We start from the raw sequence: 14,690 nt of genomic DNA, 5'->3' as shown, positions 1-14,690 counted from the left end.
CTGTACGGACCCCCGGCAGTACGGACCCCCGGCAGTACGAACCCCCGGCTGTACGGACCCCGGATGCAGGCCGGCACCGAGCCGCGGCCGGCCCGTGTGCCGAGTGGTCCGGGCCCCGTCGCGTCGTCCGGGCCTGCGGCGGCCCCGGTCGCTGCGGACCGGAGCGACCGCGGCGACCGGGGCGACCGGCGCCGGGCCCGCGCGGGCTCGGGGGCGACCCGCGCGGGAGTCCCGCGGAGAGGGCCTACTGGCGAGCGGCGCCGCCCAGCGCGGCCACCTCGGTGCGCAGCGCCGGCAGGCTCGCGTACATCACGCCGCCCGGGCAGTCGGTGGCGAGCCAGTCGCGGTGGCCGCTGATCATGTCGACCGGCCTGGTCACACCGTTGACCGGGTTGACGTAGGTGACCTTCGCCTGCGGGTCGAGCCCGTGGGTGCCGGCGGCCAGGGCGAGCAGGCCGGTCAGCGAGCGGCGGGCCTGCGGCGTGGGCTCCTGGCCGGTGAGGGTGCCGAGCAGCGCGATGCCGAGGTTGCCGGAGTTGAAGCCGGCGGTGTGGAAGGCGGTCACCACCTTTCCGGTGGCGTCCTGCGCCGGGAGGCCGTCGTCGCCCGACCAGCGGCCCTCGTAGATCCGCCCGGCCTCGTCGATCAGGAAGTGGTAGCCGATGTCGCCCCAGTCCAGGGTGACGGCGTGGTACTCGTAGATCGCCCGGACGGTGGCCGCCGGGTCGGGGTCGGCGTTGGCGGTGTCCGTGTGGTGAACCGTCAGGGTCTGCAGCGGGTAGTACTTGGCGGGGGAGTTCTCCACGCCGTTCTTGAAGCGCTTCGACTCGTCGGCGCCCCACGCGGCCCGCGGCAGGTACTCGGCGCCGCAGAGCGAGGCCGGCGCGGCGGCGGCGACCACCGCGGTGCGGGCCGGGCCGTGCACGGTGTCCAGTGCGGTGGTGCGCAGGTTGCCCGCGCCGTCGGGCAGCCGCAGCTCGTAGCCGGAGGCGCCGTCGGCGGCGATCAGCGCGGTGGCGGAGCGGGGGCTCGCGTCGGCCTCCCGGTGGGCCGGGCGGTCGGGGCCGCCCGCGCAGCCGGCGGGCAGGGGGCGCCACGGGCCCGGTGCCGCGCCGTCCCGGTGGAGCCGGATCGCGGCACCGCGGTGCGGGCCGTCCCAGCTGACGCCGACGTACCGGATGGGGAAGTCGGCCTGCACGCTCGCGGCCTCCGCGCCGGCCGCGGAGTGCGCCCGGGTGGCGGGGACGCTGACGGTGCGGGCGGTCTGCGACCGACCCCCGGCGGCGCCCGTGCCGGGCGCGGGGGCGGTGGTCGCCGCGGCGGCCGCGGGGGCGGCGGGCGAGACGGCGAGTGCGGCGGCCGCCGCGCCGATCGCGCCGACGACGGCGCGCCGGCTGACGGCGGGGTGCGGAACGGGCATGGGCGTCCTGTCTCAGGGAGGGGCGGAAGGGGCGCCGGCGTGGTGCACGGCGGCATGCACCGCCGTGACAGCCCTGCCGACTGATCGTCAGACCTCCGTGAATCTACCCGAATGATCGTTTCCGTACCGAGCCCTTCCGATCACCTCTGCCCGAAGGTGCAGCTCCCACGGCCCCGGAGCGGCGGCCCCTTCCGCCGAGGTGCCCGGCCGTTCCGCTACGCGTCCGTGCCCGGGAGGGCGGCCTCGACGGCCGCCTTGATCCGGGAACCGAAGGCGGCCGCGTCCCGGCGTGCGGCGCTCAGCGCGAGGCCGACCAGCAGCTTGCCGAACCCGTGTCCCTCCAGGACGTTGAAGATCCGGATCCTGGTCGCCCCGGCCGACAGCGGCGCCAGGTCGTAGCCGCCCGAGGCGGAGGTCACCAGGTTCTTCGACGTCTCGGTCCACCGAAGCCGGGTCGGGCCGGTCAGCTCGGTGATCAGGATCTCCCGGCTCGTCCTCATCCCGGCGTCCTTGACCCGGCTGGTGAACACGGTGCCGACGGCGGTCGGGCCGTCCGGGTTCCGGCGGATCTCCAGGACGCGCGGGCTGAAGGCGGGATCGTTCCGGCCGTCGGCGAGGAAGGCGAAGACGTCCGCGATCGGGCGTTCGACGTCGACGGTCGCCTCGAACTGGCCTGGCATGCGTGCTCCTTCGGCATGGGGACGGCGCAGGGCGCTGCCGTCGCGCCATGCTCCCAGCCCGCCGGCGCGAACGGCGGAAGGCGCGGCGCGGCGCCGGACGCCGGGCCGGACGCGGCCGGCTTGCCGCGACCGCCCGCACCGGCCGGTAAATCCGGTGTGGGGCATGGCCCGACCGGTCTATCCTGCCTGCCGTGATCGACTGGAACCGGATCGAAGCGGCCGACTGCGCCGTCCCCGACGGCCTCCCGAAGGACGTGCTGGTGGGCGAACTCTCCCGCGCGCTCGCGGATCCCGACCCGCTCGTCCGGGACGGCGCCGCCTACACCGTCCTCGCCACCTGGATCGAGCGCGGCGTGATCGACCGGCCCCGGCGCCTGGCCCTCGGAGACGAGATGGCGGCGCGCTTCGGCGACCCGGAGGTCCAGGCCCGCACCTTCGCCCCCCTCGTGCTCGACATGATCGTGGAGCAGGGGGACGTCCGGCCTGCCTGGGTCGATGCGTTCGAGCGCTGGTACCCGGCCGAGCAGGACCTCCGCGGCCACGACGGGAAGCTCGGCTGGCTCCACGCCGTCGCCCACGGGGCGGACCTGCTGGCCCGGCTCGGCTGCCACCCCGACGTGGACCCGGTGCGGATGCTGGAGCTCGCCGCCGCACGGCTGACGGCGCCCACCGACCACGTCTTCGACCAGCTGGAGGACGACCGGCTGGCCCGGGCCGTCGGCCGCGTCCTCACCCGGACCGACCTCGGCGAACGCGCGGCCACGGCCTGGCTGGAGCCGATCGCCGCCCGCTACGGGGCCGATCGCATCACCACCCCGGTGCCCGCCGGCCTCACCAACTGCCTGCGCACGCTGCGCCTGCTCTACGTCATGGCCGACCGCGGCGTCCGTCCGGACAGCGAGTCCGCACCGCAGGCGATCCCCCACCGGGAGGCGGTGAAGACGCGCCTGGCCGACGTCCTCGACCGGATCGTCAGACGGTGAGCGGGGCGAGCGTTCCGGGGCACGGGCGGGGCGGCTCGACGGCTCCGCGGTGCGCGAGCGCCGGAGTCGGTGACGGCGGGCGCCGCCCTGCATAGACTCGGGCGGCAGCCGTCCGGACGAGCCGAGGAGCCGCCGCATGCCCACCCCGTCCCCGAGCCTCAGCGCCGGTACGTCGGCCACGCCGCTGCTGGACGAGACGATCGGCGCCGCCCTGGACCGCGCCGTCGCCGCCCACCCCGGGCGCGAGGCGCTGGTCGACGTGCCGGCCGGGCGCCGCTGGACGTACCGCGAACTGGCCGCCGAGGTGGACCGGGTGGCCGCCGGGCTGCTGGCTCTCGGTGTCGGCTGCGGCGACCGGGTCGGGATCTGGGCGCCGAACCGCGCCGAGTGGGTGTTCGTGCAGTACGCCACCGCACGGATCGGCGCCGTCCTGGTGACCGTCAACCCCGGCTACCGCGTGCACGAACTCCAGTACGTGCTGCAGCAGTCGGGCATCCGCACGGTGATCGCCGCGCCCTCCTTCAAGACCTCCGACTACGCGGCCATGCTGGCCGAGGCCGGCCCGCGCTGTCCGGACCTCAAGGACGTCCTGCTCCTCGGGTCGGACGCCTGGCACGACCTGCTCGCCGCCGGCGACCGCCTCGACCGCGGCCGGCTCGCCGAACTCGGTGCCGCCCTGCACCCGGACGACCCGATCAACATCCAGTACACCTCGGGCACCACCGGCTTCCCCAAGGGCGCGACGCTCTCCCACCGCAACATCCTCAACAACGGCTACTTCGTCGGCGAGCTCTGCGGCTACTCCGAAACCGACCGGATCTGCGTGCCGGTGCCCTTCTACCACTGCTTCGGCATGGTCATGGGCAACCTGGCGGCGCTCGCCCACGGCGCCTGCGTGGTGATCCCGGCGGCCGCCTTCGACCCCGCCGCCACGCTGCGCGCGGTCGCCGCCGAACGCTGCACCTCGCTCTACGGCGTGCCGACCATGTTCATCGCCGAGCTCAACGACGCGGGCTTCGCCGAGCACGACCTCAGCAGCCTGCGCACCGGGATCATGGCGGGCTCACCCTGCCCGACCGAGGTGATGAAGCAGGTCGTCGAGCGGATGGGCATGCGCGACGTGTCGATCTGCTACGGGATGACGGAGACCTCGCCGGTCTCCACCCAGACCCGTGCCGAGGACCCGCTGGAGCGCCGGGTCTCCACCGTCGGCCGGGTCGGCCCGCACCTGGAGGTGAAGGTCGTCGACCCCGAGACCGGCGAGGTCGTCCCGCGCGGCACGCCGGGCGAACTCTGCACCCGCGGCTACTCGGTGATGCTCGGCTACTGGGACCAGGCCGACCGCACGGCCGAAGTGATCGACGCCGACGGCTGGATGCACAGCGGCGACCTCGCCGTGATGGACGACGAGGGCTACCTCAACATCACCGGCCGCATCAAGGACATGGTCATCCGGGGCGGCGAGAACGTCTACCCGCGCGAGATCGAGGAGTTCCTCTACACCCACCCCGACATCCTGGACGCCCAGGTGATCGGCGTCCCGGACGCCAGGTACGGGGAGGAGCTGATGGCCTGGATCCGGCTGCGCCCCGGCGCCGCCGAGCTCACCGCCGACACCCTCCGCGAGTTCTGCACCGGACGGATCGCCCGCTACAAGATCCCGCGCTACGTGCACCTCGTGGACGAGTTCCCGATGACGGTCACCGGGAAGATCCGCAAGGTGGAGATGCGGGAGCAGGCCGTCGCCCTGCTCGGTCTCGAGGCGGAAGCCGCGACCCGGCACGCCTGAACCGGGGCGGCGGGGCTCAGGCCGTCGGCGCGACGATCAGTTCGCCGACGAGCTGGCCCGCCGCCTCCCGGTCCTCCTCCGACAGCCCGTCGTCGGTGACCAGGACGTCGATCTGGTCCAGGGAGGCGAACGAGGCCAGGCCCAGGGCGTTCCACTTGGTGTGGTCCGCCACGACCACCACCCGGCGGGCGGACTGCAGGAAGGCCCGGTTGGTCTCGGCCTCGGCGAGGTTGGGCGTGGTCAGCCCGGTCGCCGGGGAGAGCCCGTGGCAGCCCAGGATCAGCACGTTGACGTGCAGGGACCTGATCGCCTGGTCCGCCACCGGGCCGACCAGCGCGTCCGAGGGCGTCCGGACCCCGCCGGTGCGGATGACCGTCGCGGTGGCCGGGGTGCCGTCCTCGCCCGGCTCCTCCAGGGCCTCGGCGATCCGCAGGGAGTTGGTCACGACGGTCAGTCCCTCGACGCCGCGCAGCTGCCGCGCCACCAGGTGGGTGGTGGTGCCGGCCGCCAGGCCCACCGCCGAGCCCGGCGCCACCAGCGCGGCGGCCGCGCGGGCGATCGCCGCCTTGGCCGGCAGCTCCCAGGACGCCTTGGTCTCGAAGCCGGGCTCACCGCTGAGCGGCGCCTCGATCCGCACCGCGCCACCGTGGACCTTGTTGACCAGGCCCTGGGTGGCGAGCGCGTCGAGGTCCCGACGGACCGTCATGTCGGAGACCCCGAGTTCGCGCACCAGGTCGGCGACCCGGACCGCGCCGCGCGACCGCACCCGCTCCAGGATCAGCATGCGTCGCTGTCCGGCGAGGGGCTGGGCGCTGTCGGCCATGGCGGATCACCTCCGGGTCGGCGCCGACGCTCTGCCGGCGGTCAACGCCATCATGGCAGGCGGGCGGGGGATCCCCTCAACGGGTTCTATCGCTCGTTGTCCGGTCATGGTCCCTTCTGTGGCTTTCTGTGGCCTTCTGTGCCGCCCATGACGCGTTCGGTACGCCTGGCGGCACCTCCCGGCGGGCACCTCCCGGCGGGGACCCCCCGGGCGGGCGCCGCGTCGGGGAGCCCCCGACGCGGCGCCGCCGTTCGGTCACGCGGTGCCGGTTCGGCTGCGGTCAGCAGCTGAGCACGGGGCCGGCCCAGTCCGCGTGGTCGCTGTTGGTGCCGTCGCCGCCGTCGGTGACCACGAGGTGCAGCTCGTAGGCGCCGGTGAGGTCGGCGGTGAGGTGCTTGGCGGGGGTGCTGCCGGTCATCCGCCCGCTGTCGGCGACCTTGGTGCCGTCCGCGTAGATCTCGAAGGAGACGGTGCCCCGGCCCTGGGCTTCGGCGTCCACGCCGACGTCGGTGGCGAGCGACGAGCAGGTGCCGCCCAGGTAGTAGACGATCTCGCTGAAGGCGTTGACCCCGAGTCCCTTCTCGTACGTGGCGCCGCCGATGGTGATGGTCCTGCCGTCGTGGGCCTGGTTGTCGCCGTTGCTCATGTCCTTCTCGACCGGGCCCCAGCTGTTGCCGGCCGAGGTCCAGGCGAGGGCGGAGAGCGGGTGGGCACCGGCGGCGGGGCCGTTGCCGCAGGCGAGCCTGGCACCGGCCCAGTCGGCGTGGTCCCAGCTGGTGCCGTCGCCGGCGTCGGTGGCCACCAGGCGGACGGTGGCGGCCCCGGTGAGGTCGGCGCTCAGGTGCTTGGCCGGGTCCTTGCCGGTGAGTGTGCCGCTGTCGGCGACGAGGGTGTCGTCCTTGTAGATCCGGAACACCACCGAGCCGTGGCCGTAGGCGTCGTCGTCCACCCCCACGTCGGTCACCAGGTTTTTGCAGGTGCCGCCGAGGTGGAAGGCGATCTCGCTGGGCGCGTGTGCGCCGAGGCCCTTCGGGTAGGACCGGCCGCGGAGGGTGATGGCCTGTCCGTCACCGGCGACGTGGTCGCCGTTGCTGCGGTCGCGTTCGACCGGGCCCCAGTAGTTGGTGACGGACTTGAACGGGAGGTCGCTCAGGTAGGTCGTCCCGGTGGGCGGGGAGACCGGCGAGCTCGGCGTGACCCGGAACATGGCGGTGCCGTGCCCCGGAACCGTGGCGCTGATGGTCCCGTCGCCGGTCGTGCTCTTCTTCGACCAGAGGTCCTTGACCGTGTAGGAGCTCGCGCCGCCGATGCCCACGGTCTGCGCCGTGGTGGTGATGGTGGCGTCGTAGGAGCCCTCGTTGGTCAGCGTGACGGCGCGGCTGCCGTCCGCCAGCGGCTTGGACATCACGACCAGGCCGTTGGCGCTGGAGACGACCGAGCCCTGCTTGCCCAGCGGATCCTGGTCGATGGCGATCACGTCGGCGTTGGTCAGGATCTCGAAGGTCTCCGGCTCGGCCATCCGCAGGTCGGTGCCGATCATCAGCGGGGCGGCCATCTCGGCCCAGAGGCTGAAGTGGGTCCGGTACTCCGTGCCGGTCATGCCGCCGTTGCCGACCTCCAGCATGTCCGGGTCGTTGAACGCCCCCGGCTTGGCGTAGTTGGCCAGGCCCTGGTTGGCCTGGGCGATGGAGATCATGCTCTGCCAGGTGTCGCTGATGTCGCCGGTGGTGCGCCACGAATTCCCGATCGGGGCCGCCCAGTTCCACGGGCCGGTGCTGCCCCACTCGCAGATGCTGTAGAGGATCGGCCGGCCGGTCTTCTTCAGCGCGTCGCCCATGGTCTTGTAGCGCTTCTGCGCGTCGATGCCCATGTTGTTGCAGTTGTCGTACTTCAGGTAGTCGACGCCCCAGGAGGCCCAGAGGTCGGCGTCCTGCTGCTCGTGGCCCAGGCCCCCGGGGAAGCCCTTGACGTCGCAGGTGTGGATGCCGGCGCTGGAGTAGATGCCGAACTTCAGGCCCTTGCCGTGGACGTAGTCGGCGAGTGCCTTGATCCCGCTGGGGAAGCGGACCGGGTCGGCGACGAGGTTGCCCTCGGCGTCGCGCAGGGGCAGCGCCCAGCAGTCGTCCAGGTTGACGTACTGGTAGCCGGCCGCCTTGAGGCCCTTGCTGACGAAGAGGTCGGCGATCCCCTTGATCATGTCCTCGTTGAACTGGGCACCGCACCAGGTGGAGTTCCAGTTGTTGAAGCCCATCTGGGGCGTGAGGTTGAGGCCGTTGTCGACGGCCGCGGCGGGCGGCGCGGTGGCGAGTTGGAGCCCGGTGGAGAGGGCGCCGGCGCCGGTTAACAGCGCCAGGGCGGTCAGCGCCGACGCGATGCGGCGGCGAGGTGCAGAGCGGCGGGAACGCAAGGGTCCTCCAGGAGTGGGTGTGCGGACGGGTTGCCGGCACCGCCGGCCCGGCGGCCGGCGGTGCCGAGGGGAGGGAAGGTCAGTTGAGGAGAGACCAGGACTGCCCGGCGGCCGCGCCGTTCGGCCGGCTGAGCACGACCGGCGAGGTCGCGGCGGTCTGCGGGGAGTCCAGGACCAGGCCGGTGGCGACGTTGGTGATGGTGAGCGCCCCGGTGGCGGTGTTCTGCTCCACCCGCCACTTCTGGTGCGGGCTGTTCGGGTCCCACCGGTTCAGCACCCAGGCGGCGCCGCCCGGGGAGTCCGGGCCGGTGAGCGTGCCGTGCCGCTGGGTGGGGGTGTCGCAGTCGTTGGTGATGCGGACGGTGCCGTCGGGGTTCGGGGTGAACGTCCACTTCTCCGAGGTGTGCCACCACCACCAGGTGTTGACGTCGAGCACCGAGCCGTCCGGCGCGCTGCAGGTGCCCTGCACCTCCAGGGCGAGGCCGCCGGTGCCGCCCGCGCCGAGGCCGTGGTAGCGGCCGTCGCCGACCACCGCGGCCGGGACGGTCACGGGCAGCGGCTTGAGCCGGTACATCGCGACGCCGTGCGGCTCCACCGAGGCGGTGAGCGTTGTGGTGACGTTGCCGGTGGAGCCGGTCCACAGCTCCTTGGCGGAGTAGCCGGGGCCGGTCAGCCCGAGCTCGGCCAGCGTGGTCGAGACGGTCCGGGCGGCGGCCGGGTCCTGGTTGACCAGCAGGACGGCGGTGTCGCCGCCCGCGAGCGGGCGCTTGAGCACGAGCGGCGCGGTGCTGTTCGCGGGCGGGGCGCCGACCAGGGTGGCGGGCTTGGCGAGGCTGTCCTGGTCGACGGCGACGACGTCGGCGTTCTTGTAGACGGCCAGCTGCTCGGGGGTGATCCCGGTGGACCAGGTGTAGCCGTCCTCGGTGTGCCGGGAGTTCTCGGGGCTGCGGAAGTCGGCGCCCGAGATGAGCGGCGAGGCGGTCATCGCCAGGACGGACATCTCGCTGCGCGACTCGGTGGGCGTCATCGGCTTGTGGCAGGGGCAGGTGTCGGTGGTGCCCCAGAGGCCGTAGGGATCCTGCCAGCCGGAGAACATCATGTCCATGTCGTTCCAGCTGCCGGGCCGGACGTTGCCGGGGTACTGCAGGGTCGTGCGCAACTGCCCGTTGTAGAGCACGCCTTCGAGGTCGGGGCCGCGGTCGCCGCCGATCCGGCAGAGGTTGGCCACCTGGCCGCACCAGACGCCGGTGGGCGCGTAGCCGGGTGCCTCGTACGGCCGGTTGCCGGCCGCGATCACCACCGGGTCGGTGCGGGCCGGGTCGTCCCCGGCCAGCAGGTACGGGATGCCGGTGTGCACCGGCTGCGCGGAGACGCTGACCGTCACCCGCGGCCGGCCCTGTGCGGCGGAGGCTGCGTCGAGCGCCCGCTGGAAGTCGCGGACCCGGGCGTAGACGGACCGCGTCAGCTCCCTGCCCTCGCCCTGCGTCCCGTAGTTGTGACCGTCCGGGCCGGTGATCGGGGGGCCGTAGGGGCAGTCGTCGTACTTGACGAAGTCCACCCCCCAGGCGACGAAGTCGGCCGCGTCGGTGCTCTCGTGGCCGAGGCTGCCGGGGTGGCCCTGGCAGGTGGTGTAGGTGTCGGTGGCGTAGAGGCCGAACTTCATGCCCTTGCTGTGGGCGTACCAGGACAGGTACTGGATCCCGTTGACCGGTTGCCCGTTGACGGTGCGTGCGGGGAAGCGGCCCGGGTGGGGGATCAGGTGGCCGCTGGTCGGGTCGGTCCCGGTGCCGTCGGTGCCGCTGACCGGGTTCCCGGCGGCGTCGTAGAGCTGCATGGCGCCGTAGGAGTTCTTGACCAGGTCGGTGGTCTGGCCGTCGCGGTGGTTCTCCGACCAGCCGTCGTCGATGGTGACGGTGTCGTAGCCGGCCCGGACCAGGCCGTTGGCGGCCATGAAGTCGATGGTCTGGACGACCTGCTCTTGGGTGACCTCGGTGCCCAGGGTGTTCCAGGAGTTCCAGCCCATCGGCGGGGTGAGGGCGAGTCCGTTGCCGAGGGCGGGGCTCTCGGCCGGGGCGGCGCCCGGGTTCGGCGTGGGGGTCGGGTTCGAGGCGGCGCTCGGGTTCGGCGTGGGGCCGTTGCCCTGGGCGGCCGCGGGGGCGGCGGCGCCGACGGCGACGCTCCCGAGTCCGGAGGCCGCGAGGGTGAGGGCGGCCAGCAGCCGGGCCAGGGCGCGGGGCCGTGACCGGGGCGGGGGTGTTCGCATGGGTGCTCCAGCATCCGCAAGTGTGGGGGGTGGGGGAACGGTGAACCATTCCGTTCGTTTCTGTTGGAACGTCAAACAGAAAGCAACGCAGCATAGGCGCGCCCGGAGGCTGGGCTCAAGGGGGTCGTCACTGATCGATCTCGCCGGTCGAATCGGCCATTACATAGGCGAGTTGGCGAAATCGACCAGGTCATGTCACAGCTTGATCTCGGCGCGTCCGAGCCCTTGACGGCCGGGATGGGGGCGATGCGATATTTCACATCACGTTTGAACCTGTTGAGATCTGACTGTTCGTAGGGCGGGTCGGACAACCGTGACCCGCCGCCCGGCGCAGAGGAGCAACCCCCTGATGATCCGACGCACCACCGGCCGCGCCTCCGCCGGCCTCCTGCTCGCCCTGGGACTCACCGCCGCCGGGTGCTCCACCGGACAGGAGACCACCTCGGGCTCCCCGTCGGTCGCCCCCGTGGAGGGCAGGATCTCGATCACCTACCTGCAGAAGCAGGGCGACCAGGAGTACTTCGTCGGCGAGGCGGCCGGAGCCAAGGCGAAGGCCGCCGAACTCGGCGTCGACCTCAAGGTGGTGAACCTCGGCAACGACGCCAACAAGACCGTCAGCGAAGTGCAGGCGGCCATCGCACAGAAGACCAACGGCGTGATCGTCGTGGTGCCCGACCCCGCGGTGGGGCCGCAGGTCGTCCAGACCGCCCGGGACGCGAAGATCGGTCTGCTCACCTCGGACGACCAGGTCTGCGCCACCGGCCCGGACCCGGCGTCCTGCGCCAAGACCGACCTGGTGCCGCGGGTCGGTTTCAGCGGGGCCCAGATGGGCGGGGAGGTCGGCAAGCGGGCCGCCCAGGAGTACAGCAAGGCCGGCTGGACCGCGGCCGACACCCGGATCATCGCGGCCTGGAAGCAGGACGTCACCGTCTGCGGGGACCGGGTCAAGGCGGCCAAGGAGGCGTTCGACGCCGCCGCCCCGGGCGTGCGCACCCTGGAGGTCGCGACCGACAACACCCCCACCGGCGCCCAGGACAAGGTCGCCGCGACGGTCACCGCCAACCCCGGCGTCAAGCACTGGGTGGTCTGGGGCTGCAACGACGAGAACGTGCACGGCGGGGTCACCGCGCTGCGCAACGCAGGCGTGGGCGCCGACGACGTGATCGGCGTCGGCCTCGGCGCCTACCTCGCGTGCAAGGACTGGGGTGGCACCCAGCCCACCGGCATGAAGGCCGCCCTCTACATCAACGGCCGGGACGTCGGCGCGCTCGCCGTCCAGACGATGTACGACAAGCTCAAGAACGGCAAGGAGATGCCCGCGGAGGTGTTCGCCAAGACCACCATGGTCGACGCCGCCACCTGGAAGAGCGCCGGGGTCACCTGCAACTGACCGGTTCGCACCCGTGGCCGCCCGGCCCCGCGCCGGGCGGCCGCCCGACCGCACCGCCCTCCCGCCCGAAGCACCGAGGTGACCCAGCCGTGACCAGCGCGTCCCGCCCCACCGGAGACCATGACCCCTCCGGCGCACCGCCCCTGGCCGAGGAGCACGCGGCCGAGGACCAGCCGGCCGAGGAGCAGCCGGCCGAGGACCGGCCGGCCCGACCCCGGCCGGCGGAGGACCGGCCCGGTGCCGGCCGGCCCGGCACCCGCCGCCCGACCGCCGGCGCCACCGGATTCGCGGACGTGAGCAAGCACTTCGGCACCGTCCAGGCCCTCACCGGCGTCACCCTCGACTTCCCGCCCGGCCGGGTCACCGCCCTCATGGGCGAGAACGGCGCCGGCAAGTCCACCCTGCTGAAGATCCTGACGGGGGACCACCGGCCCAGCACGGGCCACGTCCTCATCGACGGCGAACGCGTCGAGCTCCGCTCGCCGACCCAGGCCAGGGCCCTCGGCATCCGGATCGTCCCCCAGGAGCCCGAGATCGTCCCGCACGTCTCGGTCGCCGAGAACGTCCACGTCGGTGCCCTGCCCACCACCGCCGGCCGCCGGCTGGACCGCGCCGAGCTGCGCCGCCGCACCACCGCGGACCTGGAGCGTTTCGGCTTCTCCGGCCTGCTCGACCCCGACCTGCTCGGCTCCGAGCTGACCGCCGCCCAGCGCCAGCTGGTCGAGATCATGCGCGCCCTCACCGGCGAGGCCAAGCTGATCGCCTTCGACGAGCCCACCTCCTCGCTCTCCGAGCACGAGACCGAGGCCCTCTTCGCGCTCATCGACCGCCTGCGCGCCCAGGGCATCGCCGTCGTCTACGTCTCGCACCGCATGCGTGAGATCTTCCGGATCGCCGACCGGATCGCCGTGCTGCGCGACGGCGCCCTCGTGGGCGTGCAGGACGCGAGCCGCACCACTGAGGGCGACCTGGTCCGCCAGATGGTCGGCCGCGACCTCTCCACCCTGTTCGAACGGCGCGAGGTCGCCACCGACCGCGTCGTGCTGGACGTCCGGGACGTCACCACCGACCACGTCCGCGGCGTCGACCTCACCGTCCGGGCGGGTGAGGTCGTCGGCCTGGCCGGCCTGGTCGGTGCCGGACGCTCCGAACTCGCCCTCGCCCTGGCCGGCGACCTGCCCGTGCGCAGCGGCAGCATCACCCTGGACGGCCGCCCGCTGCCCCCGGGCAGCCCCGGCAGGGCGATCCGGGCCGGCCTGGGGCTCGCTCCCGAGGAGCGCAAGGACCAGGCCCTCTTCCTGCACCGGTCGATCCGGGAGAACACCTCCATCGCCGTCCTGGAGCGCCTGCGCCGGCTGCGCTTCGTGCGCCGCTCCGCCGAGCGCGACCTCGCCCGGCAGTACGCCGACCGGCTGCGGGTGCGCACCCCGTCCATCGAACAGGAGGTCCGCACCCTCTCCGGCGGCAACCAGCAGAAGGTCGTCCTGGCCCGCTGGCTGGCCCGCCGGCCGAAGGTGCTGATCCTGGACGAGCCGACCCGCGGGATCGACGTCGGCGCGAAGGCCGAGATCTACCGGATCATCGCCGACCTGGCCGAACAGGGCGTCGCCCTCCTCGTCGTCTCCTCCGAGCTTCCCGAACTCCTCGGCCTCGCCGACCGGATCGTGGTCATGCAGGGCGGGCGGGTCACCGGCGAACTCAGCCGGGCCGAAGCCACCGAGACCGCCGTCCTGCGACTCGCCATGGCCGACGACATCACCACCACGACCGCCTCCGGAGCCTCCTCATGACCAGCGCCGCCACCCCGCCGGCCCTCGAGCACACCTCCAAGAGCACCGCCCGCACCCGGCCCGCCGGCCCGCTCGGCGCTCTCGCCGGGCTCGGCGGGCAGAACCTCAGCCTGGTCGGCGCGCTCGTCGCGGTGCTCGCCGTCTTCGGGATCCTCAACGACAACTACCTGAGCTGGACCAACATCCAGGTCATCGCCGAGGCCGCCACCATCACCGGCCTGCTCGCCGTGGTGCAGACCGTCGTCATCATCTGCGGCGGCCTGGACATCTCGGTCGGCTCCCAGGCCGGCCTGGCGTCCGTGGTCAGCGCGATGGCCTTCACCTCGGCCGGCTCCAACGCCTTCGCCGGCATGGCCGCCGCGCTCGCGGTCGGCGCGCTGGTCGGCGTCCTCAACGGCGCGGTCATCGTCTACGGGCGGGTCAACGCGACCATCGCGACCCTGGCCGGCCTCGCGGCCTACAAGGGCGTCGCGCAGCTGGTCTCCGACGGGCGGGCCCAGGGGTACGTGCTCAACGACGCGGTGTTCGTCTTCCTCGGCCGCGGGAAGATCGCGGGCCTGCCGGTGATGGTCTGGATCCTGATCCTGGTAGCGGCGGCGGTGCACGTGCTGCTGAAGTACACCGACATCGGCCGCAACCTCTACGCGATCGGCGGCAACGACACGGCCGCCCGGCTCGCCGGCATCGCGATCAACAAGTACCTGGTCGCGGTCTACGCCCTGATCGGTGTGGTCGCGGCGGTCGCCGGCGTCCTGCTCACCGCCCGCACCGGCTCCGGCCAGCCGGTCTCCGGCAGCGAGGGGCTGGAACTGAAGGCGATCACCGCCGCCGCGCTGGGCGGCTGCGCGCTGAAGGGCGGCAAGGGCGGGATCGGCGGCACGCTGCTCGCCGTCGCGCTGCTGGGCGCACTGGACAACGGGCTCACCGTGCAGGGCATCAACTCCTTCTGGCAGAACGTCGCCCAGGGCACGCTGCTGGTGGTGGCGGTGGTCGTCCAGCAGCGGCGCAGCGGCGACCGCGCCGTCGGCCTGCCGGGCTGACGGGCCGGCGGGTCTGCGGCCGGCGGGTCTGCGGGTCTGCGGGATGGCGGGTCTGCGGGTCTGCGGGTTGACGGGCCGGCGGGTCGGCGCGGGCCGGCCCGCAAC

General features: G+C 73.2%; 10 protein-coding genes. 5 read left to right on the top strand and 5 right to left on the bottom strand.

Annotation, left to right across the window (positions count from 1 at the left end; all coding sequences use genetic code 11):
- Positions 1-244: 244 nt before the first annotated feature.
- Complete coding sequence (locus MCM47_RS34710; RefSeq protein WP_238950913.1) at positions 245-1,420, bottom strand: N-acetylmuramoyl-L-alanine amidase; 1,176 nt, start codon at positions 1,418-1,420, stop codon at positions 245-247.
- Positions 1,421-1,635: 215 nt separating this feature from the next.
- Positions 1,636-2,100, bottom strand: a complete 465-nt coding sequence (locus MCM47_RS34705) for an SRPBCC family protein (RefSeq protein WP_238950911.1) — start codon at positions 2,098-2,100, stop codon at positions 1,636-1,638.
- Positions 2,101-2,291: 191 nt separating this feature from the next.
- On the opposite strand from MCM47_RS34705, the gene MCM47_RS34700 reads away from it, so the two are divergent.
- Positions 2,292-3,083, top strand: a complete 792-nt coding sequence (locus MCM47_RS34700) for a DUF2785 domain-containing protein (protein ID WP_238950909.1) — start codon at positions 2,292-2,294, stop codon at positions 3,081-3,083.
- A gap of 136 nt (positions 3,084-3,219) precedes the next feature.
- Positions 3,220-4,872 (top strand): AMP-binding protein, encoded by a 1,653-nt coding sequence (locus tag MCM47_RS34695; protein ID WP_238950907.1) that lies wholly within the window; start codon positions 3,220-3,222, stop codon positions 4,870-4,872.
- A gap of 16 nt (positions 4,873-4,888) precedes the next feature.
- Here MCM47_RS34695 and MCM47_RS34690 read toward each other — a convergent pair whose 3' ends face one another.
- The 3 genes from MCM47_RS34690 to MCM47_RS34675 all read right to left on the bottom strand — a co-directional run bounded on the left by MCM47_RS34690 (position 4,889) and on the right by MCM47_RS34675 (position 10,365).
- Complete coding sequence (locus MCM47_RS34690) at positions 4,889-5,695, bottom strand: DeoR/GlpR family DNA-binding transcription regulator (RefSeq protein ID WP_238950904.1); 807 nt, start codon at positions 5,693-5,695, stop codon at positions 4,889-4,891.
- A gap of 280 nt (positions 5,696-5,975) precedes the next feature.
- On the bottom strand, positions 5,976-8,102 hold the full coding sequence (locus MCM47_RS34680) for an NPCBM/NEW2 domain-containing protein (RefSeq protein WP_374209261.1): 2,127 nt from the start codon (positions 8,100-8,102) through the stop codon (positions 5,976-5,978).
- Positions 8,103-8,181: 79 nt separating this feature from the next.
- Positions 8,182-10,365, bottom strand: coding sequence for an alpha-galactosidase (locus MCM47_RS34675; RefSeq protein WP_238950902.1), 2,184 nt, complete (start codon positions 10,363-10,365; stop codon positions 8,182-8,184).
- A 349-nt stretch (positions 10,366-10,714) separates the two neighbouring features.
- Here MCM47_RS34675 and MCM47_RS34670 point away from each other — a divergent pair, with 349 nt between their 5' ends.
- The 3 genes from MCM47_RS34670 to MCM47_RS34660 all read left to right on the top strand — a co-directional run bounded on the left by MCM47_RS34670 (position 10,715) and on the right by MCM47_RS34660 (position 14,585).
- Positions 10,715-11,755, top strand: coding sequence for a substrate-binding domain-containing protein (locus MCM47_RS34670; RefSeq protein WP_238950900.1), 1,041 nt, complete (start codon positions 10,715-10,717; stop codon positions 11,753-11,755).
- A gap of 89 nt (positions 11,756-11,844) precedes the next feature.
- The gene (locus MCM47_RS34665) at positions 11,845-13,545 is read left to right on the top strand and encodes a sugar ABC transporter ATP-binding protein (protein WP_238950897.1); all 1,701 of its coding nucleotides are present in this window, start codon (positions 11,845-11,847) and stop codon (positions 13,543-13,545) included.
- The gene (locus tag MCM47_RS34660) at positions 13,542-14,585 is read left to right on the top strand and encodes an ABC transporter permease (protein ID WP_238950895.1); all 1,044 of its coding nucleotides are present in this window, start codon (positions 13,542-13,544) and stop codon (positions 14,583-14,585) included. The genes MCM47_RS34665 and MCM47_RS34660 overlap by 4 nt, the downstream gene beginning before the upstream one ends.
- The last annotated feature ends 105 nt before the right edge of the window (positions 14,586-14,690 follow it).

The sequence above is a fragment of the Kitasatospora sp. A2-31 genome, assembly GCF_022288725.1.
Taxonomy (GTDB): Bacteria; Actinomycetota; Actinomycetes; order Streptomycetales; family Streptomycetaceae; genus Kitasatospora.
This window is presented reverse-complemented; position numbering and strand designations above follow the sequence as displayed.